General features: G+C 51.4%; 18 protein-coding genes. 8 read left to right on the plus strand and 10 right to left on the minus strand.

From position 1 onward, the window contains the following. Positions 1-211 (plus strand): hypothetical protein (locus QZT94_RS05055; protein WP_296773243.1); only part of this gene is annotated, 211 nt, incomplete at its 5' end. A gap of 459 nt (positions 212-670) precedes the next feature. Here the strand turns inward: QZT94_RS05055 and QZT94_RS05060 are convergent. From QZT94_RS05060 to QZT94_RS05080, 5 genes are all read right to left on the minus strand, one after another. Continuing rightward, the gene (locus QZT94_RS05060; protein WP_296760907.1) at positions 671-1,660 is read right to left on the minus strand and encodes an FKBP-type peptidyl-prolyl cis-trans isomerase; all 990 of its coding nucleotides are present in this window, start codon (positions 1,658-1,660) and stop codon (positions 671-673) included. A gap of 22 nt (positions 1,661-1,682) precedes the next feature. Continuing rightward, complete coding sequence (locus tag QZT94_RS05065; protein WP_296760909.1) at positions 1,683-2,573, minus strand: FKBP-type peptidyl-prolyl cis-trans isomerase; 891 nt, start codon at positions 2,571-2,573, stop codon at positions 1,683-1,685. Between the two features lie 32 nt (positions 2,574-2,605). After that, positions 2,606-2,965 (minus strand): iron-sulfur cluster assembly accessory protein, encoded by a 360-nt coding sequence (locus QZT94_RS05070; RefSeq protein WP_270625554.1) that lies wholly within the window; start codon positions 2,963-2,965, stop codon positions 2,606-2,608. A 70-nt stretch (positions 2,966-3,035) separates the two neighbouring features. Next, positions 3,036-4,040, minus strand: coding sequence for a hypothetical protein (locus QZT94_RS05075; protein WP_296760911.1), 1,005 nt, complete (start codon positions 4,038-4,040; stop codon positions 3,036-3,038). Continuing rightward, positions 4,041-5,390, minus strand: coding sequence for a M20/M25/M40 family metallo-hydrolase (locus QZT94_RS05080; protein WP_296760913.1), 1,350 nt, complete (start codon positions 5,388-5,390; stop codon positions 4,041-4,043). Between the two features lie 113 nt (positions 5,391-5,503). Between QZT94_RS05080 and QZT94_RS05085 the strand changes: the two genes are divergently transcribed. Then, on the plus strand, positions 5,504-6,133 hold the full coding sequence (locus tag QZT94_RS05085; protein ID WP_270625551.1) for a DUF3043 domain-containing protein: 630 nt from the start codon (positions 5,504-5,506) through the stop codon (positions 6,131-6,133). Between the two features lie 6 nt (positions 6,134-6,139). Here QZT94_RS05085 and QZT94_RS05090 read toward each other — a convergent pair whose 3' ends face one another. Continuing rightward, the gene (locus tag QZT94_RS05090) at positions 6,140-7,273 is read right to left on the minus strand and encodes a quinone-dependent dihydroorotate dehydrogenase (RefSeq protein ID WP_296760915.1); all 1,134 of its coding nucleotides are present in this window, start codon (positions 7,271-7,273) and stop codon (positions 6,140-6,142) included. A gap of 36 nt (positions 7,274-7,309) precedes the next feature. Beyond that, complete coding sequence (locus QZT94_RS05095) at positions 7,310-7,942, minus strand: hypothetical protein (RefSeq protein WP_296760917.1); 633 nt, start codon at positions 7,940-7,942, stop codon at positions 7,310-7,312. Positions 7,943-8,088: 146 nt separating this feature from the next. On the opposite strand from QZT94_RS05095, the gene QZT94_RS05100 reads away from it, so the two are divergent. Then, positions 8,089-8,940: an RNA methyltransferase gene (locus tag QZT94_RS05100; protein WP_296760918.1), complete on the plus strand. Its 852-nt coding sequence runs from the start codon at positions 8,089-8,091 to the stop codon at positions 8,938-8,940. A gap of 86 nt (positions 8,941-9,026) precedes the next feature. Here the strand turns inward: QZT94_RS05100 and QZT94_RS05105 are convergent, their stop codons facing one another. The 3 genes from QZT94_RS05105 to QZT94_RS05115 form a co-directional block, all read right to left on the minus strand. Then, complete coding sequence (locus QZT94_RS05105; RefSeq protein WP_270625545.1) at positions 9,027-9,248, minus strand: methionine/alanine import family NSS transporter small subunit; 222 nt, start codon at positions 9,246-9,248, stop codon at positions 9,027-9,029. Between the two features lie 2 nt (positions 9,249-9,250). Beyond that, positions 9,251-10,822, minus strand: a complete 1,572-nt coding sequence (locus QZT94_RS05110) for a sodium-dependent transporter (protein ID WP_270625543.1) — start codon at positions 10,820-10,822, stop codon at positions 9,251-9,253. 186 nt (positions 10,823-11,008) lie between these two features. Then, positions 11,009-13,339, minus strand: a complete 2,331-nt coding sequence (locus QZT94_RS05115; protein WP_296773246.1) for an Rne/Rng family ribonuclease — start codon at positions 13,337-13,339, stop codon at positions 11,009-11,011. A 508-nt stretch (positions 13,340-13,847) separates the two neighbouring features. Here QZT94_RS05115 and QZT94_RS05120 point away from each other — a divergent pair. From QZT94_RS05120 to QZT94_RS05140, 5 genes are all read left to right on the plus strand, one after another. Continuing rightward, on the plus strand, positions 13,848-15,383 hold the full coding sequence (locus QZT94_RS05120) for a cytochrome ubiquinol oxidase subunit I (protein WP_072509375.1): 1,536 nt from the start codon (positions 13,848-13,850) through the stop codon (positions 15,381-15,383). Positions 15,384-15,403: 20 nt separating this feature from the next. Beyond that, positions 15,404-16,540: a cytochrome d ubiquinol oxidase subunit II gene (gene cydB, locus QZT94_RS05125; protein ID WP_296760922.1), complete on the plus strand. Its 1,137-nt coding sequence runs from the start codon at positions 15,404-15,406 to the stop codon at positions 16,538-16,540. 705 nt (positions 16,541-17,245) lie between these two features. After that, positions 17,246-19,027 (plus strand): thiol reductant ABC exporter subunit CydD, encoded by a 1,782-nt coding sequence (gene cydD, locus QZT94_RS05130; protein WP_296760924.1) that lies wholly within the window; start codon positions 17,246-17,248, stop codon positions 19,025-19,027. A 2-nt stretch (positions 19,028-19,029) separates the two neighbouring features. Continuing rightward, positions 19,030-20,838, plus strand: a complete 1,809-nt coding sequence (gene cydC, locus QZT94_RS05135; RefSeq protein WP_296760925.1) for a thiol reductant ABC exporter subunit CydC — start codon at positions 19,030-19,032, stop codon at positions 20,836-20,838. Next, positions 20,828-22,621 carry a GAF domain-containing protein gene (locus QZT94_RS05140; RefSeq protein WP_296760927.1) on the plus strand — a complete coding sequence of 598 codons (1,794 nt, stop codon included), beginning with the start codon at positions 20,828-20,830 and terminating at the stop codon, positions 22,619-22,621. Before cydC ends, QZT94_RS05140 begins: the two co-directional genes overlap by 11 nt. The last annotated feature ends 39 nt before the right edge of the window (positions 22,622-22,660 follow it).

Here is a 22,660-nt window from a genome sequence, read left to right on the forward strand (position 1 = left end):
AGCAGTTTTAATCAATCTTCCAACCATTCCACCCTCCACAGGCAAAATCACCCTCCCGATTGCAGCAGTACGCGCCGTTTCCGCCCTCCCGAGACAAAACCACCCTCCCAATCCCGGCAAACCACCCCAATTACGCCCACAATTCCCATCTTCTGAGGGCGCAACCGCACCGGGAGGGTCAAAACGTCAGCAAAAAGGGCGCGGCGGGTAAATATGCGGAAGTAATGACAGGAAAAGCAGGGGGAAAGTTTCGTCCAGGCAGATGCGAGGGGCTGTTTTATGCCGAGGGACAGGATTTCGGAACATCAAGGGGCGCGGTCGGTAAAAGATACGAACGGGGCTTGACCTGCGCAGCAGGTCACGGGGTCCCCGGAGTGCTTTTACCGAGCCAGCCCCGCAGCGGTAACGTAGCGCTTAGGGGCAGATTTATGGCGAGGGGGGCGCAGCCGGTAAAAGATATGAGAGGGACACGCTATTTAGGGAGAGCGGAGAGGAGGATTTATGCCGATTAGGCTAGGCGGGCGTAAGACTTAGAAAAGAGTCTAGTCTTTTCTAAGTCTTTGGGCGCGAGACGAAAACCACCTCACCGCATCGCCCCTACAAAGCCGGTCACGGATCCCCGGACTGCTTTTACCAAGCAACCCCGGATTTTACAATCAGTATAAAACGGTCACCCGAGGCGGGTGCTGGTCTGCTTAGCACCAATGTCGTAGATAGCAATCCGTGCCGGATGGGCTTTCGCACCTTGGCGCTCGCCCTCAGCCGGTTCTAGCATCACTATCCGGGAACCAACTGGTACCCCTAAAAATTGGGGAGTTACCTGCACGGTAGAGGGGGTGGACACCATTTTTCCACTGGGCCAAGAGCTAGACACCGGCGACCATTTACCGTTTTCATAGGTAGCTGCGGTCAAATGTACCCCGGGGAAATCATCAGGCTCCAGGTTTTCCCCTTTACCTTGATACAGCATTATCACCTGTTTTGCCTTGGGCACTGGCATATTCGCATCTATACTGACTTGCGGCTTAGTACCGGGTTCTCCGGTAATTTTTAGCCCTTTAGGTAGCTTTTGGAAAGACTTTTCTATTTTCTTAGCTTGTTTCAGGGCGGAAACATCACTCAAGTCCATCGCGCTGACCAGGTCAATCACGAAAACCATAGTGGAGTTCGCGGGAATCCTTTTTGCGGCTTCTCCTTGAAAACCAAGATTGGGTGGAACGGTAAGCTGCACTCTTGAACCTAGGTTTTTCCCGATAAGTCCCTGTTTCCAACCGGCAATCACTTCACTCATCGCATACCCTTGGGCAGAGTCCCCGATTCGGAAGGTACTCATCACGGTTTTCCCGTCCCACAGGTTCCCCAAGGTATCCATTAGCACCTGGTCTTTTTCGGTTACTTTTCGCCCCTCGCCCTCGTGAAGCACCCGCACCTGCAAATCGGAGGGAGGCTGTCCGACTCCGGCTTCCATTTGGGGAGCTGTCCCCAATTCCCCAGATACTGCCGGAAATTTTCCTTCAACTGCCGCAGCTGAAGTATCGGCAGAACCGGAGGAGCACCCGGATAGCATAAGCAGACTGATAATAGTGCTAAATGCGAGGACAACTGTCTTTACCCTAAGGGATAGTGTTCCCTCGCGGCGATTAGCTAAGCAAATATTCATAGGAGTTAAGGCAATTAGTTGTCTAAAGGGTTCCTACAATATCCATTACGAACGCTACCGCTTGCCCATTTTGCTGGGTACTTAAAGCTAAACGCGAACCGATAGTTTTACCAGCTAACTCTTTATCTAACCCCAGTTGGGCAAGAGTTTTTTCGCCTTGTAGGGGCATCGGGGTTTGGCTGTCCCAGGTGGAGACAGTTTTTCCTGATTGATCAAGCCAGCTTTGATGCACTACCACCACGTCATCAGCTTTGAGAGCTGCCCCGGTCCCCTGTGCTAGGGCGGTCACCGTACGGTCTTTAGGTAATTTGTCGGTGCTTACCTTTAAGGTGGGTTTTGCCCCCAGGTTGCCGCTTACTTCCAGTCCTGGCAAAGTCTGGGAGGTAGCCTTCGCTTTTGCTAGGTCTTGTTCACCTTGCTTCATTTGGGCGGCAGATAAACATTTCAGGGTATCAACCACAAATACTAGGGTGGATCCAGCGGGAATATCTCCAGTTGCCTGGTTACCGTACCCAAGGTCGGGGGGAATAACTAACAGGGTACGCGACCCTGGTTTGGCATCTTTAAGCCCTTGCCCCCAACCAGCAACCACCTGTTTCAGGGAAAATACTGCCGGGGTTCCCCGGTCGAAACTAGAATCGAACTTTTTACCATTCCATAGTTGCCCATGATAATTAACCTGCAGCACCGCTCCGGAGCCACAGGAAGCGCCTTTACCTTCTTTTAAGGTGGCAACTTTGAGTTCTTTAGGGGCGTCCCCTTTGCCGGCGCTCACCGTGGGGGTTTTGCCGTATTCGCCTTCTACTGTCACCCCGAATTGTGACTTGTCACTGCTACAGGCAGTAAGGGAAGCGCACAGCAGTCCTCCCATCAGGCAGAGGGAGGCAAGCGAGGAAGATAGTCTATGTTTCACGGTTAAGTCCTGACTGTTTGAGGGGAATGATTCTAGTGGAATGATTGACCGCAGGCGCAAGAACCTACCGCATTTGGATTATCAATAGTGAAGCCTTGCCGCTCGATTGTGTCCGCATAATCGATTGATGCGCCCTCTAGATAGGGGTTCGACATTTTATCGACGACTACCTCTACCCCGGGAGCAAATTCTTCAACTGCGTCACCGTCAAGGAGACGCTCATCAAAATAAAGCTGATAGATTAGCCCCGAGCAGCCGCCAGGTTGTACCGCAATCCTCAGGCGCAGGTCGTCACGCCCTTCTTGTTCTAACAAGGATTGCACTTTTTTAGTGGCCGCTTCGGTGAGGGTAACTTTGTGGGAAGCTGTTTTTTCAGCTTGTTCTTCGCTCATGGCTCTCCCTAATAGCTCGTTTAGTATATTTAAGTCTTTCCTTAGCCTAGTCCAACCTTACCCCTGCTGGCTATCGCGACCAGGTACGCGCTAAGCGAAGTCCTGCCTGTTTCATTCCCGCAATATCGGTGGGAAATTGATATATCCCGTCAATTCCCATCTCGGCTGACTCTCCCCGACTAAGGTTATTTTCACTGGTAACTACCACTATGGGAATTCCAGTGGGGGCGGATAACTTGCATAGGTGTTCCAGCGGGGAGCCGGAAAGATTCCAGGGGGAAAGCTCTGCGGTATTCGCCACTAGCAAATCTGCGCTCGCTAAAATCTGGGGTAGGCGGGTGTGAGCATCAAGGAAATCGGCTACATAATCGATTCTGGCTCCCAGGCTAGCTAATAGCTCCCCTACGCCCCATCCGGCTCCTCCTCCCCTCAGGTGACCCCGAGGCTTTTGCCGGGTATTTTCTGCACCCGCGGTGGGGCTAGTGAGCTTAAAATAACGACTTGCCCCAAATACTTCTGCTTTTCGTAATATCTTCTCCCAGTTTTCCTTGGTTTTCTGGGCTGTCTCGGGGTCGGTTTTTGCGATTTCAGATAGCACTCCGGAACTTGATAACAAGGGTTTTTGGCTTGCGGAGACTACTGAAGTATTCCTGAGGACGTGCGCCAAGTTTTCCCAGGTTTGCGCGCTTGGTTGCTTCTCGCCGTAGGATTTGGCGATACCGGAAATTAATAGGTCGGGAAAATCTGATAATTTCCGATGTGCGGGTGGGGTGAGGGCGCTATTTGGCAGATATTCGCTTTGTAGACTTCCGGTTGTTTGGCATGCGGGCAAATAAATTGGGCATTTCTTCTCTAGTAGTGCCGGCAGTTGGCTTCCCACCTGGAAAGGGTCAGTGGTATTTGCAAATAAATCCCCAACTTCGCAGCTTGCACTGACTTCGGAAAAATCGTAGGAGTACGGAACTACCTGTAAGTTGTCGCCAGAGCGATGCCCATGCCACCCAACTTTAAATGCTTCCCCTAAATCTTTTCCGCGCGCATTTTTGGTTGCGGAGGTGGCAACAATTATCTGCACTTAAAGTTGCCCACCTAGTCGGGATAGGAATAGAGCCTCGGCACAAATCGCTTTTTGCAAATCCCCCAAGTCTTGGGATTCATTTTCTGAATGGGCGTTAGTGGCAGGATCTTCCACCCCGGTTATCAAAATATCTGCCTGTGGGAACACTTGCGCCAGGTCAGCGGTCATGGGGATTGCTCCCCCACACCCAATATCGACTGCCTCTTTATCCCAGGCAGCAGATAGAGCCCATTTCATATCCTTTTCTGCCGGTGACACTTGGGCTTGATAGGACGGACCGCACTCTAGGATTTCGGTTTCGATTTGCGCCCCAAAAGGTACGTTTTCTTGTAAGAAACTGGCTAATGCCTGGGCGCACTGCTCACTATCGGTACCGGGAGCGGTTCTTAATGATAGTCGCAAGCAGGTTTCCGGCATGAGGGCGTTTGCGCTTTCGGCCCGCGAACGCTGATCCCAACCGATAACGCATAGAGCGGGCTGATTCCACAGACGAGCCGCAACGTCGCCTTTTCCGGCTAACTGGTAGCTAGCAACTAACCCGGCATCACTCTTAAATAACTGTTCTGGATAGTGAACATCAGCGCTGGTAGAGCCACCCAGACCGGGGACAGCCAGGGATCCGTCCTCGTTATAGCATTTTGCTAGTAGCAAACTGGCGACTGTAACCGCATCCAGAATCGGACCGCCGAACGCCCCCGAATGCAGGGCAGAATCCATTACTTTTATTTTCACATCTAGGCTGGCAACCCCCCGCAGGCTGGCAGTAAGCGCTGGTTCGCCTACTCTCCAGTTATCGGAGTCGCACACAATAATTACGTCTGCCGCTAACTCTTCTCGATATTTTTCAATAAAGTTCCTAAACGAGGGCGAACCTATCTCTTCCTCTCCTTCAATGAAACAAGTTACATTGACGGGACAATCTTGTCCTAGAGCAGCCAGAGCCCCATAGTGAACCATCACCCCAGCTCCGTCATCAGAAGTGCCCCGCCCATAGAGGCGACCGTCCTTTTCGGTGGCAACAAACGGATCCGTGTTCCAGCGTTCTAGCGGACCGGCCGGTTGTACATCGTGGTGGGCGTAAAGCAGCACGGTTTTAGCTTCCGGGCTAACTATTTTGCGGGCAATAACTGCTGGCATTCCTTCTTCCCCACTGCCGGTGGGGGCGGTCTTTATTTGGGTTTCTATTCCCAAAGAGCCAAATAATTCCGCTACCTGGCGGGCTGATTTTTCGACTTGCTCACGCGAGGTTGAGGAAACTGACGGGATAGACACCAAGTTTGCTAACTGGGTTTTTACATCATCAAAAACGCTTTGGGAAGCTGCTTTCATTTTCAAAATATCGCTCATAGTTGCCAGGTTACCCTGTTATTCCCGGCTTTAGTAAAGAACGCTCGCACATAGGGCGAACAGATACCTGATCCAGATTTCCTATGCCCGCTCTGGCTAGATAACCTGGATGGGTGAAACTTTTTGGAAAAGAAAAAGTCGAAGATAGCCCAGCACTAGCTGAAAAGGGTGACGGCAAGGGACACCCCACCCCTAAGCGCAAAGTTGCGGAAGCTAAAAATCGGCGCCCCTTAGTGGTTGATAAGAAAGAAGCCCGTAAGCGTCGTCGCGAGCAGCGCGACCGAATCTATAAGAAACAGCAAGCCGCCCTGGATGGTACCGGTGATGAGCGTTATCTGCCCTATAACGATCAGGGACCAATTCGCCGCTATATCCGTGATTTTGTGGATGCCCGTTTTGCTATCGGAGAGCTGTTTATGCCGGTAGTCTTGGCTTTCTTGATTTTGTCGATTGCTTTTTCACGTAACCAACAGCTAAATGCGATTTTACTGTTCAGCATGTGGGGTTTGCTGCTACTGGCGATTATTGAAGCCGTGGTGACCACTGTGATTATCAATCGGGCGCTCCTTGGAGTTACCGAGGGCGATAAACGGGTAAAGAAAGGAAACGGGCGTTATATTCTGATGCGCCTGGCAAGTCCGCGCAGAATGCGCCGTCCTCGCCCTTCTGGCCCGCGCGGGCCGCGTCCCGATATTAGTGAATACGCTGGCGACATTCGTGCCTATATGCTCTCGCGAGCCTAAGTGGTTTCACGCTTTGCCAGCCCTGCGTAACGGTAGGGCTGGCAAATCTGCACTGAGCTGCTTATTAATCCGACCGGCGAAACTTGGACCTTGATAAATCATGGCGGTAAAGGCTTCTAACAGGTCGGCTCCAGCGTCCAGAAACTCCCGAGCGCTAGCAGCATCTTCAATTCCGCCACATCCGATAATCAAATAGTCTTCACCTATTTGGGCACGTAACAGGCGAACCACTTGCAAAGCCCGTTCTTTTAAGGGGGCTCCCGATAGCCCGCCCTCGCCATAATCATGGTTAATGGTGGTGTTGGTGGCGATTACTCCGGCAAGTCCCACTTCTTTAACCAGGTCAGCTAGCTCTATCAGTTGCGCATCTTCCAGGTCGGGAGCCAGTTTGACCAGCACTGGAACTACCCGGTTAGCGCTTTTACGTGCGCTAGTGATTACTGCCTGCGCGATTTGCCGTAACTGAGCTGTTGATTGCAAGCTGCGCAACCCAGGCGTATTGGGGGAAGAAACATTAATTACCAGGTAGTCAGCGTATTTAGCTAATAAACAAGCCGAGATACGGTAATCTTCAACCGCGTCGTTCAGGTCAGTAGTCTTATTTTTTCCCAGATTCACCCCTAAAACTAGGCTACGACCTGCCCGGCTGCTACGTAGCTTATGTAAACGCCGCGCCATTTCTTCGGCTCCTCGATTATTGAACCCCATCCGGTTTCGTACTGCTCGCAAAGGTAGTATCCGCCAGAGACGAGGCTTATCGTTTCCGGGTTGAGGACGAGGAGTTACTGTCCCTACCTCTACAAAAGCAAAACCAAAAGCAGCGAACTGGGCAGGAGCTAACGCATCCTTATCCATTCCCGCAGCTAGCCCTAAGTATCCGGGAACTGGTCTAGCTAAGCCTTTCAGTCCCTCAGCGTTACATACCCAACCGCTGCTATAAGAGCCAACTGAACCGGAGAAAAATACTCTCAGCACAGAGGTTAGTCCCGGAACTTGCGAGATTAAATGCAGGGTTTTCATAGTGGCGTTGTGACATTTTTCGGCATCAAGCCGTGAAATCCAGTGATTAAATACGAAACGGTATAGCACGTCCTCGATTCTACTTAATAGCAGCCCCAGGTGCTTAAATCCTGGCAGCAATATCGCTCACCCCAGTTCTAGATATGGTTTTAGTCCCTAATCCCACCACAGGCACCAGCCAGGATAGGCCCAACGCGGATCTGCGCTGTAGAGTTCATCTGGCGCTAAGGCTTGCCCGAGCGAGAGTTTACTCTGGTAGCTACGCCAGATTTGTCGAGCCTCATCCGGGTTGGGCTCTAGAGCCTCCTCGGCTGATGGTTCCACAATAAACATGGTGTCTACGCTGACCCGTTCGTCCCAGCGCGAAGAACCGATGAGATACCCCGATAAATAGACCCTGCCAGGATTAGCAATACAGGCGTTAAGGAAGGCTAACAAGGTTGGGGCATCATTTTGCCGGTCTGCCAGGGCTATTCTGGGAAGAGCATCCAATAGTTTTCGCGCCCCTGCAGCTTCTAATCCATGAAATCGTTGATAGTCACCGATACCCTGCCCAGCTGCCAAATAGTCCTTTAGGATTAACGGAATTTTTGTTTGCGCAACCCAGCCGAGTGGCCCGTAAAGACCAGAGGGCAGTTCCGGATCGTCTTGCAGCATTTTTAGAAGAGTTTTATCACCTTGTGCTCCTAAAAACTCCGGAGTGGACAGAGAAAACAGTTCACTTCCGTTAAGACGCTGTCCCACATCACAACTTGCGGATTTTCGGGTCGGCGAAGAGGTAGTTGCCATAGTTTCTCCTTTAATTGTTAATCGTTTCCTGTCACTTTCGCGCATATTTTTTTAAGAGGAAACCGCTAGATAAACCGGTAAGGATAAAGAGAAAAAGTTAAAAATGTGGAAAACTCTTTGCCAACGTAAAGCCTTAGGATAGATGGGTGTTGATTTCTATAACCGATTTATCTGATCCGCGAATCCGGGATTTTACCCAGCTAAAAGACGTGAACTTGCGTAAAAGTTTCGAGGCTGAACACGGACTTTATTTAGCGGAAAGTTTTTCGGTAATTGAAAGGGCACTAGCGGCCGGTCACCGACCTCGCTCAGTTTTGACTAACCGGCATTGGATAGGACGTTTACACGATGTTTTAGGTGTTGATGCTGCAAAACTTCCGATTTTTGTAGCTGATGAGCAACTGCTAACGAAGCTAACCGGGTTTCGAATGCATCGGGGGGCTATCGCAGCTATGGAACGACCGGTTCTGCCTTCTTTACAGGAAGTGTTAAAAGGTTCGCGAGCGGTGTTGATATTAGAGGATTTGGTTGATCACACCAATGTGGGAGCGGCTATCCGCTCAGCGGCCGCTATGGGCTTTGATGCCGTTCTTACCAGCCCCAATTGTGCAGACCCGCTTTACCGCCGGGCAGTTAGGGTGTCGATGGGTACAGTATTTTCTTTGCCCTGGACCAGGATTGATGCTTGGCCAGATATCTCCTGCCTGAAAGAGAAAGGCTTTATGGTTGCGGGATTGGCTCTTAGTCCGACAGCAGTTTTGCTGCCGGATTTTTGCGCGTCTTTAAGTACCAAAGTTCAAGCGGGTGAAAATCCTAAAGTTGCCCTAGTGTTAGGCACTGAGGGCCCGGGGATGACTAAAAGAGCTTTGAACAGTTGCGATTACCTAGTTAAGATACCGCTCAGTCACGGGGTGGATTCCTTAAATGTGGCAGCTGCGGGAGCAGTCGCCTGTTACGGAGTTATCCAAGCACTAAAAGGCACTCCTGCCCGGCAATAACCTGGCGACGCAACGCCTAGTGATAAAAGATTATGGCGCGCAAGAGTTCCTTGCGCGCCATATAAGGTTAGCTGCCTAGCTCTAAGCTAGCCTTTGCTGGCTTTAACTGCTTCCTCGCCCTCTTGAGCTTGTTTTTCCACAAAGTCAGCTTCTGTTAATCCGGGGTGAGGGTTAAAGTCGGTTGCGGAATAGTCTTCACCTTTTTGATAGGGCGGATCCACCCGCCGCAGCGCCACTACCGACCCCACCAGGCCGCCCCAAATCACTAGGATGGCGACCAGCATCATCAATATAGCTTCACCAGTCATAGCTAGTCTTCCTCCTTGTTCCAGTCCACGTTTTCTAGGTTGAACGAGGGCGATATTTCCGCGCTCTTATGCCACTTTAAGCGGGGCATAACCAGCGAGAATACCAAGAGAATCCCTAACATTGCCCAACCGAAGGTATTTGTCCACCAGCGCGGATAGTCTCCGTAACCGTTAGAAATTAAGTCCACCAGGTTCGGTACCAGCATGAACACTAGGAGCACCGGGATTACAAACCCGATGAGTCCCTCCCACCATTTACCGGCTTTCACGGAGGAAGTTACGTTCAAATGAACCCGCAGGGAACGTAGGGAGGGAGTAACCACCGTTACGATTACGCACAGTGAAAGCGCCGCTCCTACTACCCCGATAGTGTTGATGTAGTTATCGACTGTGTCTAGGGCAGCGAGCCCCGTGGTAGTTCCAAAGAAGAACACCGAGACCACCGCTAACACTATCCCGAGAATCACCGAGGCTTGTTTGGAAGTCCAACCAATCTTGTCTTGGAAAGCCCCAGCTACCACCTGTACTAGGGACACCATTGAGGTAATCCCGGCCAGCACTAGCGAGGCAAAGAAAAGCGCGCCAAAAATCCCGCCTCCAGGCATTTCGTTGATGATTTGCGGGAAAGTAATAAAAGAGAGTGACACGCCGGAAATATTTTCCAGTTTGTCTACTGAAGTTCCCTGTAGGTGTGCCATATATCCCAAGGTGGCGAAGACTCCGATTCCGGCTAGCACCTCGAAAGAGGAGTTAGCAAAACCGGCAACTAGACCGGTACCGGTCAGATTAGACCGTTTCTTAAGGTAGGAAGCGTAAGTCATCATGATTCCGAACCCTACCGACAGAGAATAGAAGATTTGGGCAACTGCTGCTATCCAAACTTTCCCATTCCACAGGGCGCTCCAATCGGGGGTAAAGAACTTATTTAACCCATCGGTTGCGCCCGGCAAGGTTAATGCCTTGATTACCATAGCTATAAACAGCACCACCAGCAGCGGAATACAGATTTTAGTAATCCACTCGATACCGCGGGAAACTCCGAGGGCGATTAACACAATGGTAACTACCCAAACCAAAATCAAAGGGAGAGCTATCCCCCAAACGGGAGTAATCGAAATAGAGGTCGTGTCGCGAGCCTGCAAGAACTTGTCGGAAAAGAATCCGGCAGGGTCATTTCCCCAAGCGCGAGTGAAAGAAAAAACTGTATAGCGCAGCGCCCAGGCGATAATCGCCGCATAGTAAACGACAATAAAGAAGCACACGCCGACCTGCCACCAGCCCACGGCTTCAGTTCGCCTATTTACCCTGGCTAGTGCCAGTGGAGGAGAACCGCGAAACTTGTGACCAATCGCGTAGTCCAGCATTAGCATCGGCAGCCCAATAGCTAGTAGCGCAATCAGGTAGGGAACAATGAACGCACCGCCACCGTTTTGATAGGCGACACCGGGGAAACGCCAAATATTTCCCAAACCGATTGCAGAGCCAATCGCCGCAATCAGAAATCCATATTGTGTCCCCCACGACTGTCGGCTGGTCTTATCGGACGCATTAGACTGCGAAACCTTTTCAGACATTTCAACTCCTTATTGATGGGACAAGCAATCACCTGAGCGCAATTACTTAGAGCCAAAGTAATCCCATCCGCCACCTGTCGGACGAAAACATTCACATTATGAGATTTTGAAGTTATCTGCTGCCTGAAAATATTTCTCCCGCCGCCCTAAAAGGCGGCGGGAGAAACGTATATCCTTATCCAAACCCTAGCCGGTTACAGCGGCATGACGCCGAGGCTCCTGCCCCCCTGAGTCTGTATCCGTTTCGTTTTTCTTTTCCCAGGTAGGAGCACCTGCCCCCAATTGCTCTAAGCTAATAGCTTTAGCGGCGCCCGCACTTTGAATAGTCATCACCGCTGCCTGGGAAGAAGGGGTAACTGTCCCAGAGGTAGCTGCTGCCCGCGCCTGCCCTCTTAAGCCGCGCTCGACCTTTTTAGATTCCGGTTTCGCTACTGCCGGCTGTTCAGATACTTCCGTTTGCTGCTCAACCGATGCAACCTGCACGGCAACACCCTTATCATCCTCTTTAGATGCCTTGTTCAAATTAAAGCCAGCTTTAGCAGCGTTATCATCCTGAGGTTGGGCGGGGTTATCCCCCTCTGCCGTCTCTGCCGGAGATTCCTGCTCACCGGTTTCTAACTCTAACTGCTCGTCATGAGCCTTGCTGGCCGCCGCGGCTACCTTTGCCATAGAGGCGCGATTCTTTGAATCGGTTTGCGAACGCTTTTCCTCTTTAGCTTCCCGTTTTTGATTTACCGAACCCAAATTCTCGTCACAATTAGAACCGTTTTCCACCGGCTGACTATGGACAATAAACCCGCGCCCTTCACAATGTTCACAGGGACTTGAAAACGCCTCTACCAGCCCTTCACCTACCCGTTTACGGGTCATCTGCACCAAGCCCAAAGAGGTAACCTCCGTAACCTGATGCCGGGTGCGGTCACGTCCTAAACATTCCACCAAACGCCGTAAAACCAAGTCACGGTTAGATTCGAGCACCATATCGACAAAGTCGATAACAATAATTCCGCCAATATCGCGCAGTCGCAGCTGACGAACGATTTCCTCAGCAGACTCTAGATTATTGCGGGTAACAGTTTCCTCTAAAGTACCGCCCGCACCCGTATATTTACCGGTATTCACATCAATCACGGTCATAGCTTCGGTGCGGTCGATAATCAGATAACCCCCCGAGGGCAACCAGACCTTACGATCCATTCCCTTGGCCAGCTGTTCATCACCTCGATGAGCGGCGAAAATATCGTCCGTCCCCACCCATTGTTCTACTCGCTCTTGCAGGTCAGGAGCATATTCCTTGACGTAGGAATCGACTTGGCTAAAAGTATCCCTGCCTTGCACCACCAGCTTTTGGAAATCCTCGTTAAACACGTCTCGAACTACCCGCAAAGCTAGTTCTGGCTCTCCGTGCAGCAAATAGGGCGCAGATTTAGAGGACGCAGCGTTCTTTTCTATTTTCTCCCACTGTTTTTGTAAGCGCTGCACATCTTGACGAAGCTGTTCCTCGCTGGCTCCCTCAGCTGCCGTCCTAATAATCACCCCGAAATCCTTAGGGACAATTACTTTAAGGAGCTTCTTCAAACGTCGCCGCTCACCCTCGGGAAGTTTGCGAGAAATCCCGGTCATAGATCCGCCTGGAACCAGCACCAGAAAACGTCCCGGCAAAGTAATTTGAGAAGTCAGACGTGCACCCTTGTGACCAATCGGATCTTTTGTTACCTGAACGGTAACCGAATCCCCCGGTTTCAATGCCTCTTCAATGCGGCGAGGACGACCTTTCATTCCCGCGACGTCCCAATTGACTTCCCCCGCATAAAGAACCGCGTTACGTCCGCGCCCTAAATCGACGAAAGCCGCCTCCATAGAGGGAAGGACGTTTTGTACCTTTCCGCGATAAACCGAGCCCACCATCGTAGTTTGAGTATGACGGGAAACATAATGTTCAACCAGGACATTATCTTCTAGAACAGCTATCTGATTGAGCCCGCCCTTAGAACGGATTAGCATAGTGCGCTCAACCGCTTCTCGCCGCGCCAAATACTCGGATTCGGTAATAACTTTCGGGCGCCGCCCCTCTTTACGCCCCTCCCGGCGACGCTGTTTCTTTGCCTCTAGACGGGTAGAGCCTTTAACTTGCTCAATTTCGTCACTAGCGTCAGCACTAGCGCGCGTGCGCCTTCTACGCCGACGGTGACTGCCAGCCGCTTCCAAGTCACCAGCTTGTTCACCAGCACTAACCGCCTTACCCTCTTGAGGGTCCGCTTTGGAGTCCCCGCGCGCTGAACGAGCGTCCTTACTGGCGCTATCTGCCTCGCTGACTGTCTCTGCCTCGTCTGATTTGCGAGATTTCTTGGAGGTACGGCTTTTCTTTTCTGCCTTACCTTTTGAAATTTTAGAGGTCGCCTCAGAGCCGTCCTCGCCCTTTTTCTTCCCCTTGCGTTTGCCCCCTGAAGCTTTCTCATTTTTAGAGGGCGTCTCCTCGCCATTATCCGCAGCCGGAGCAGGAGCAGCCGCAAACATCGGAGCCCCAAAAGTTGGAGCCGCAGTTAGCAGCGGGGGAACTTTGGGAGCCGAATCCGGTTTCTCTGAAGCAGAAAAAGTCGGTCCAGAAAATAGAATCCCACTATTTTGATTAAAAACTGTTTCGTTATTATTAGGGTTTTTCACCACTTGTCTCACCTGGACACGCCCGCACCGGCGAGTCCCCTATATTACGCCGCCCTCTAGGACGGAAGCCTTAGTCTACGCGGAAACATTTACCCGCGCCAGAGAGTTTTCCTAGGAAAATAGTCCCTCTGGAGTGGTTTTCCCCGTGATGCGACGACAAAAACCAACCATCATCATTATTCCATAATTCTTAATTCTGTCGTAAAACCGAGGTTTTTCTTAGAGAATCCTGAGAAATCCTTAGCGACCGGCTTAAAAACGCGCTAACCTAAGTGACAACGCTGTCACTATGGACTGCGCGTAAGCAAGCTCATAAACTACAGCGACTTCTAAACCGACTAGAAACGGAAAGGCGAGCAGAATGACTATTGCTTCAACAGCATTAGATGCCACCATGTTGGCGCGATGGCAGTTCGGTATTACTACCGTCTACCATTTCATCCTGGTTCCGTTCACCATCGGCATGTCCCTCCTAGTTGCCATTATGCAAACCAAATGGCACAAAACCGGTGAGGAATATTGGCTGAAGGCGACACGGTTCTTTGGGAAACTGTTCCTAATTAACTTTGCACTCGGTGTAGCTACCGGTATCGTGCAAGAATTCCAGTTTGGTATGAACTGGTCTGAGTACTCCCGCTTCGTGGGCGACATCTTTGGCGCGCCGCTAGCTTGTGAGGCTCTTATTTCTTTCTTCATGGAGTCCACCTTCCTGGGACTTTGGATTTTCGGCTGGGGTCGTTTATCCAAGAAAGCTCACCTCACCTGCGCTTGGCTAGTGTTCGTTGGGGTAAACACTTCTGCTCTATGGATTATTGGGGCAAACTCCTGGATGCAGCATCCGGTAGGCGCAACTTTCGATCCGGAAACCGGTCGTGCGCAACTGGATGGCCTATCCGGATTCTTCCAGGTACTGCTTAACCCGGTACTCTGGGCGGCCTACACTCACGTATTGTCTACCTCCTGGTTGTTGGTCGGCACCTTCGTTGCCGGCATTGCTATCTGGTGGATGGTTCGCTCGGCCAATGCCGGCGCTGAAACCGAGGCTCGCGATATCTGGCGTCCGATTGCCCGCTTTGGCATGTTGGTTATGATTGTTGGCGGTCTGCTAACCGCCGTTACCGGACACGTTCAAGGTCAGCTAGTAGCCAAGGATCAGCCTGCAAAGATGGCTGCCGCCGAAGCGCTATGTCAGACGCCAAACGCCGGTGAAGGCGCACCCTTTACCATTGCAGCTTTTGGTCCTTTGAACGCAAAATGCGATGAAATCACCAAGATTGGCGAAGTTCCCGGAGTCTACTCCTTCATGGCTACCAACTCCTTCACCGGCAAGGTAGAAGGTCTGGACACTTTGAACCAAAAGTACGGTTCACTGTTCTCTGAAATTCTCAGCCAACGCGGATACAATATGCAGTCACAAACGGTCGATTTCAGCCCGAACATCATGTTCAGCTTCTGGAGCTTCCGCTTGATGATGATTTTCGGTATCTTCTCGGCGATTCTAGCTATTTGGGGTCTAATCGCCACCAAGGGTGGAAAGATTTCCAAGTCGAGCGGGCTGGCCAAGTTCGCTATCTGGTGTTTGCCGATGCCCTATTTAGCCACCACTTTCGGCTGGCTATTTACCGAATGGGGACGTCAGCCTTTCATCGTCCATCCGGTACAGATGGATGTCGATGCGTCCTCGGTCTTTATGCTCACAGAGCATGGACTTTCATTTGCGGTTCCCGCCTGGCAAGTACTGGTTACCCTGCTAGGCTTCACGCTAATCTATCTGGCACTCGGCGTTGTCTGGTTCCTGTTGATTAAGCGTTATGTAAAGGAAGGTATTCACGTCAGCGCCAATGAAAAGGCAGTACATGGCGAGGATGCCGGCAAGAACCTAAGCTTTGCTTACTAGACAGATAGGAGATCAAACAGATGGCTACTTTACAAGTAATTTGGTTCATCCTGATCGCCGTCCTTTGGACTGGCTATCTGGTACTAGAAGGATTCGGTGTCGGTGCTGGAATGGTAATGCCGATGGTTGCCAAGACTGACCGCGAACGCACTCAGGTACAAAAAACCTTCGGTCCCGTTTGGGACGGAAACGAGGTATGGTTACTGACCGCCGGGGGCGCAACTTTCGCTGCTTTCCCAGAATGGTACGCCACCATGTTCTCGGGAATGTATCTGGCACTGTTCTTGATTCTGTTCTGCTTAATCATTCGCATCTGCGCGATTGAGTGGCGCACCAAGGTTTCCTCTGCCGCCTGGCGCGGTCGCTGGGACACTTGGCAGACCATTGTCGCCTGGTTGGTTCCGGTTCTATTCGGAGTGGCTTTCGCCAACCTGGTACAGGGCATGAACATCGCGGTTACCCAGTACAATACCCCTGGTGAAGCCATTGCGGGAGCTACTGACCTCAGCAAGCACGTCCACAACTTCACTTCCCAAGGCGCTCCCCTAGGCAGCGTATTCCTCTCGCTACTAACCCCCTACACCATTGCTGGTGGGGTAATGCTAGCGTTGGTATTCGCTACGCAAGGCTTGGCTTTCTTAGCGCTGCGCACCACTGGTGAGGTTCAGAACCGTGCAAAGAACCTGCTCGGCAAGTTCGCGATTGCAGACACCGTGCTAGTTGCGGTTGCCGCTTTGTGGGGACAGTTCCTATACACCACCCAGGTAATGGCTTGGATTCCGCTAATCATCGCAGCCTTGGCGTTTGTCGCCACCGTCTTGATGGCGCTTCGCGGCTCCGCATGGGGTGCATTGCTCGCTCACTCCGTCGGGATTGCAGGTGCAGTAGCGTGGATCTTTACCGCCATGGCTCCCAACGCTATGAAGTCCTCCTTAGATCCGAAGTTCTCGCTGACGATTTGGGATGCTTCTTCATCGCAGTCCACTTTGGCGATTATGCTAGTGATTGCGCTGGTAGTAGTACCTATCGTATTGGGTTACACCTACTGGAGCTACACTCGTATGCCCCTGAAAGTCACCCTTGAAGAACTAGATGAAAACCCCGGATTACCGTGGGAGAAGATTCGTCAGGGTGCTTCTTTCCTCTCGGAAAGCTAGGCAAATAATCGGCACCTATCAGGTAACTTCCTGCTAACTGTCGATTAGTCAAAACTAAATACATAGTGCTGGTCTTGACGTTTTAGTCAAGACCAGCACTATTTTTATTACCTGACTTAACCGGCGACCCAAGCGCTGGGGCGGATTTTGTCTCGCGCCCCGAAATCCGGAAAATGCTCTGGCATTTTCACGGATTTAATGCCCGAAGCCTACCCCTCGACACAAATCCGCCCCGGCGCTGGTTACCGACATCTCAGTCCTGGAATGAGCGCGGAGGCAGCTGCCTGCTTCGGATAACCGGTCTGGAGTAGGAAAACACTCAGTACAAGGATGTGGGGGGCTAGGTTTTTCCTCCCGCCCAAGAATTCGGGAAACCTAGCGACGTTTTCCGAATTCTTATGCCCCCCGCACCCGCACGGATAACACCGAGCCCCCCACGGCCGGAATAACCGGACTGGGGTAGAAAAAGATGCGAGAGGGGGCTTGAGCCGAGCGCAAGCAAGGCTCACTGGGATCCCCCGAGTACTTTTTCTACCCCAGTCCCCGCGCCTTCGTACTGAGTCCTTTCCCCACCCAGGCATGGAATGAGCGTGGGAGGAGAAATCCCTCTCCCGCGCGTACGCGACGACTAGCGATGAACAAGGTTTAGAGTTTTCTACTTCCTGTGGGAAAATAGTCCTATTATTTGCATGGAGGACATTCGTTTTGAAACCACTTGATCCGAAACTGCTGAAATATGCTCGCTCAGCACGCCTATCGATTGCGATAACTGCAATAACCGGCATTATGCAAGCAGGGTTAGTTATCGCCCAATGTTTCCTGATATCTGCGTTGATTTCTCCGGTCATATCTTTACGGCAAACCTGGGGGCAAGTCGCTTATTTTGCATTCTGGCTAGCAATCGTTTCCCTGGCTAGGGTAGGTCTAACCTATTTTCGTGCAAACCATCAACATAAATCAGCTAAGAAAGCGATTCGAGAATTGCGCGCCCAAGTACTGGCACATTGTTTGAAACTGGGACCGCGTTGGCTAGCACGTAAAGGTACCGACACAGTTACCTTAGCTACTAGGGGGCTAGAAAAGCTCGGTCCTTACTTCGTTGATTATATTCCGCAATTGATTTTGGCGGTTACCGTCACTCCCCTGGTGTTAGTGGTCATGGCGGTAATGGACTTTTGGTCGGCGCTAGTAGCCATTATTACTATTCCCTTGATTCCTATCTTTATGGTGATTATTGGGAAGATGACTCAAAGCGCCTCTGATCGCCGTTTGGCTACGATGCAACACTTGGGACGGCAATTACTAGATTTAATTGCCGGTCTTGCCACTTTGAAGAGCCTGGGAAGACACCGCGGCCCGGAAAAACAAATCTCCTCGATTGGTAAAACCTATACCCAAACCACGATGGCTACTTTACGTATCGCTTTTCTATCGGGAGCGGTATTGGAGTTTATTTCTATTCTTTCGGTAGCAATCGTGGCAGTCACGGTAGGGCTGCGAATGGTAAGTGGTGGTCTCGACCTTTACACGGGTCTAATCGCGATTATGCTCGCACCAGAGGTATACACGCCGGTACGTCAAGTCGGCAAGTTTTTCCATGCTTCCGCTGACGGGGTCGCTGCTTCCCAATCTGCTTTTGAAATCCTAGAAACTTCCCCAGCTACTGGTGGTGACCAGCCGGCTCCCGATTTGACCGACACCACTATTACTCTTAGCGCCGTCACTATGGCTTCACGCGGAGCTTGGGCTCCAAATAACGTGAATCTAACTATTAAGCCTGCCACTATCACCGCTTTAGTAGGTAAATCTGGGGAAGGTAAAACCACCACAGTTATGGCACTGTTAAAACAGTTAGCTTGTGACCGGGGCGAAATCACTCTTTGCGATAGCACCGGGAACACCATTTCCATAGATGACATCTCCCCTGATTCCTGGTGGCAGCAAACTTCTTGGCTACCCCAAATGCCAATACTTTTACCTGGTACTTTGGCTCAAAACATTGCAGAGTCACACCCGCATCTACAAGAGCTTTTCCCGCAGGGACTTCCCGGAAAAGAAGTTCGGCAAGCCTCTCGCCTAGCAGGATTTGAAGAGGTAGTGGCAAAACTTCCCGAAGGCTGGAACACTTTCCTGCGGGCAGGAGGCGAAGGTCTATCTGTAGGACAGCGTCAGCGTCTCGCCCTAGTGCGGGCTTTGCTCTCCACGAAACAACTCATCGTCCTAGATGAGCCTTCCGCACATCTAGATGCCCATTTGGTGGCACAGGTGGCGCAAGTAGTTCAACATCTAAAAGATTCTGGTAAAACTGTAGTCTTGATTGCCCACCGCCAAGAGCTAGCGCAACTAGCTGACCAGGTAGTGCGGATATCCTCGGTTCCCTTCACCGCTGAAGAAGCGGAACGCTATCACGATACTCAGCCCCAGGCAGCCCGAGCCAGTGAGGCGGAGATTCCCGAATTTCTAGGCTCGACACGGGGGTTGCAATAGTTATGAAAACGTGGTTCATTACCACCGAAGAACGTCAGGCACTTAAACGGGCTATAAAGCTCTTAGAACTAAAACCAGCCACCTTGTTTTTGGCTTGTTTCTTGGGGGCAGCCGGATTGGGTGCAACCATTGCCCTAGGCGCTACCGCAGCCTGGCTGATTGCCCGTGCCTCCCAAATGCCGCCCGTCCTATACCTGGAGGTAGCGGTTGTTTCTGTGCGTTTTTTCGGGATTTCCAAAGCGGTGTTCCGTTACCTGGAACGGTTAGCCTCCCACAAGTTGGGGGTGTCCGGAATGACTACCCTGCGCAGCAATCTTTACAAATCCCTTTCCCATTCCGACACCGCCCGGATTGCCAGCTTGCGGCGGGGAGACATTCTAGATCGGATGGGAACCGATGTAGACAATATCGGTGATTTCGTGGTTAAAAGCCTGTTACCAGCCATGGTTGCCACTATTGTGGGGATAATAACCGTGGTCGGTATCAGCCTAGTGGATTGGAGAGCCGGTCTTTTCTTGACACTAGGTCTACTGCTATCTGGGCTGGTCGGCCCCCTTTTCACTATCCGTGCTACCCGAATTTCCCAGCAGCGTGAAACTCAAAGTCGCGCCCAGATTTCTGAAGTGGCAATGACTATGGTTGATGGCGCTGCCCAAATCACGGTGGATGGTCAAACTCAGCAGGTACTTTCTGGGCTATCAAAGCTGGAAGACCAGCTCTATGAGGCAAAGGATTCCTCCGCAAAACCAGCCGCTTTGGCAGAGGCTATCGACGTGTTCGGAATGTTAATGTCGGTAATCATGGCTGCCTATTTCGGGATTTCGGCGGTAAATCACCAATCAATCCCCGAGGTAATGCTGGCAGTGCTGGCACTTACTCCCCTTTCTGCTTTCGAGGGAACCGCGCAGCTGGGACAGGCAGCTCAACAGCTAGTAATATCGGCTACTTCCGCGGTTCGGATAATGAATATGCTCCCGACAGAAGAACAGGTAAAAACCCCTAAAGAGGACGAACAGCCAAGTACCCCCAGCAACCGGAGCACTTCCAGTATTCTGGAAGCTAAAGATTTAGCTATTGGTTGGCCGGGCGGTCCGGTAGTAGCCGAAGGAATTAATTTACGTCTAGAACCAGGCAATCACCTGGCGATTGTCGGGCAATCCGGAATCGGGAAAACCACCCTGCTCTATACCTTGGCTGGACTGCTAAAACCGGTTTCTGGGAGCGTAAAAATTGATGGGGTAGATATTTTCTCCTTACCGCGTAGTCGAGCTGCCGCCAGCTTCGTGATTACTCCCGAGGATGCCCATATTTTTGAAACCACTATTTTAGAAAACCTGCGAGTAGCTAATGGTCAGCTTTCAGCCAAAGAGGGAAAAGAACTACTCATTGAGGCTGGTTTGGGGCAATGGATATCTTCACTGCCAGATGGTTTAGAAACCGAGTTGGGTTCGGGCGCAACCACTATTTCAGGTGGTGAACGTCGCCGGATTCTTTTGGCACGCGCCATGGCAGCGAAAGCACCTTTACTAGCTTTAGACGAACCAGGAGAACATCTTGATACCGAAACTGCTGATGCTCTATTGCGAGATTTATTAAATGCCGGCAGTAAAGAACACAAACGGGGAGTAATCCTGGTAACCCATCGTCTAACCCCACTTGACCAGGCTGATACAGTATTTATTATGGATAAGCCCCACGGCAATCCCAATGAGCCAGCAACCTTTGTCGCTCAAGGCACTCATAAAGAACTCTTAGAAACCCACCAAGGCTATGCCTGGAGTATGCGCCAGGAGCAGGTTGATGTCTTTTGATAACGTTCCATTACCGAGTTTCCCCGGCTTATCGAGTTCCGATAGTCCGAATGTAACTGACCCTGCTGCCTCCTCGCGCCCTTTAGATAGCAGTTTAGATAACCATTCGTCCCTATCAGAAGATAGTTCGCGCCTGTTATCCTGTGTGCTGCGCTTGATGGGAAACCTCGAGCAAGATAAAGTTTTGCAGGCATTCGTAGATCAGGCGTGCGCCATGACTTCCTCGCCCTATGGGGCCTTAGCTATCTTGGATTCTCGCGGGGAGACCAGCGCTTTTTATACTCACGGGGTGAGCGAAAAGCAGCGCGCATCAATGGGGCATCCCCCGGTAGGACGCGGAATTATCGGAGATGTTCCGGTAAATAACGGCGTTATCTCTAATGATTTGGCTTCCGATCCGCGTTTTACCGGTTACCCGCCCTCTCACCCGGAAATGCACTCGTTTTTAGGGGTTCCCCTGCGTATCCATGAGCAAGTCTATGGTCGCCTCTACCTGTGTAATCGTCCCGACGGATATAGTGAACACGATTTAGCATACGTGTCAGGACTTGCAGTTTTAGCGGCAGTAGCGATAGAAAACTCGCGTCTTTACGAGGTTTCGCGCTCACGGGAACGCTGGACCCAGGTCTCCCAGCAGCTCACCACGATTCTATTAGAGGGTACGGATGAAGAGGACGCCCTGCAGTTTATTGCGAAATCGGTACGGGAAGTAGCGCAAGCCGATACTGCTTTACTGGTTTTACCCTCGGTCGGTGATTCTTGGGTTTGCGAGATTGCTTCTGGATATGGCGCGAGCGAACTAATTGGGGTGGCTTTTCCCCCTCAAGGACGAGCCCGCACGGTACTTGCAGAAGGTCAAGGTTTAATCGTTGATTCCTTGGCGCGAGCGACCACTTTACGGGTACAGGAACTCTCCAAGTTCGGTGCCGCTCTCTATGTCCCGCTATTAGCCAGATCGCACGCTATCGGGGTATTACTGCTTTTACGTCTACCAGGTAAACCAGAGTTCAACCCTGAGGTTTTAGCTATGGCGGAACAGGTTGCTACCCAAGCGGCTCTCGCCCTCGAAATCGCTGACGCTAAACATGCAGCCGATATTGCAACTTTGCTAGATGAGCGCGCCAAAATTGGGGAAGATTTACATGACCTCGCAATCCAACAGCTTTTCGCTACCGGTATGCAGTTAGAACGGATTCGAGCAACTTTTGCCAGTGAAACTAATCTGGATTTCTCTCAGGCAGAGTCCCTGATGGAAGAGGCTCTGGCCAGTGTAGATGACTCGGTTAAACAGATTAGAGCGATTGTCCACAATTTACGAGAACCAGATGCGGCTGTCGATTTAGTTGAACGGCTGCGCCGAGAAGCTTCCCTGGCTCGGCGTTTACTGGGATTCGCGCCCTCTTTCGTTTTAGAGATAGATGGAGAAACCCTCTCGGCTTCCAACCCGGCTAGGGAAGAAATCTTGATTGAAGAAGCCGATCAGCGGGTCGGTCACGATATTTGTGATGACGTAGTGGCGGTAGTGCGCGAAGCCCTGTCTAATACCGCACGCCATGCGGGAGCTTCCTCGGCACAGGTGGTGGTTAAAATTAGCGGTATGGGCTGTAATGGCTCTATCCAGGTGGAAGTAACCGATGATGGGCATGGCCTAGACCCTAGTGTTACCCGCCGGTCTGGTCTTGATAATCTGAAGAGCCGCGCCCGCCGCCACGGCGGTATTTGCCTCGTTAAGGCAGCTAAACCTAACGGGTTAGCCTTAAGCTGGGAAGTTCCCCTATCTTAAGACCATCCATCAGGGTAATCGCTAGTTATGTCCGCTAAC

It is taken from the genome of Varibaculum sp. (assembly GCF_008661855.1).
Lineage (GTDB): Bacteria > Actinomycetota > Actinomycetes > Actinomycetales > Actinomycetaceae > Varibaculum > Varibaculum timonense_A.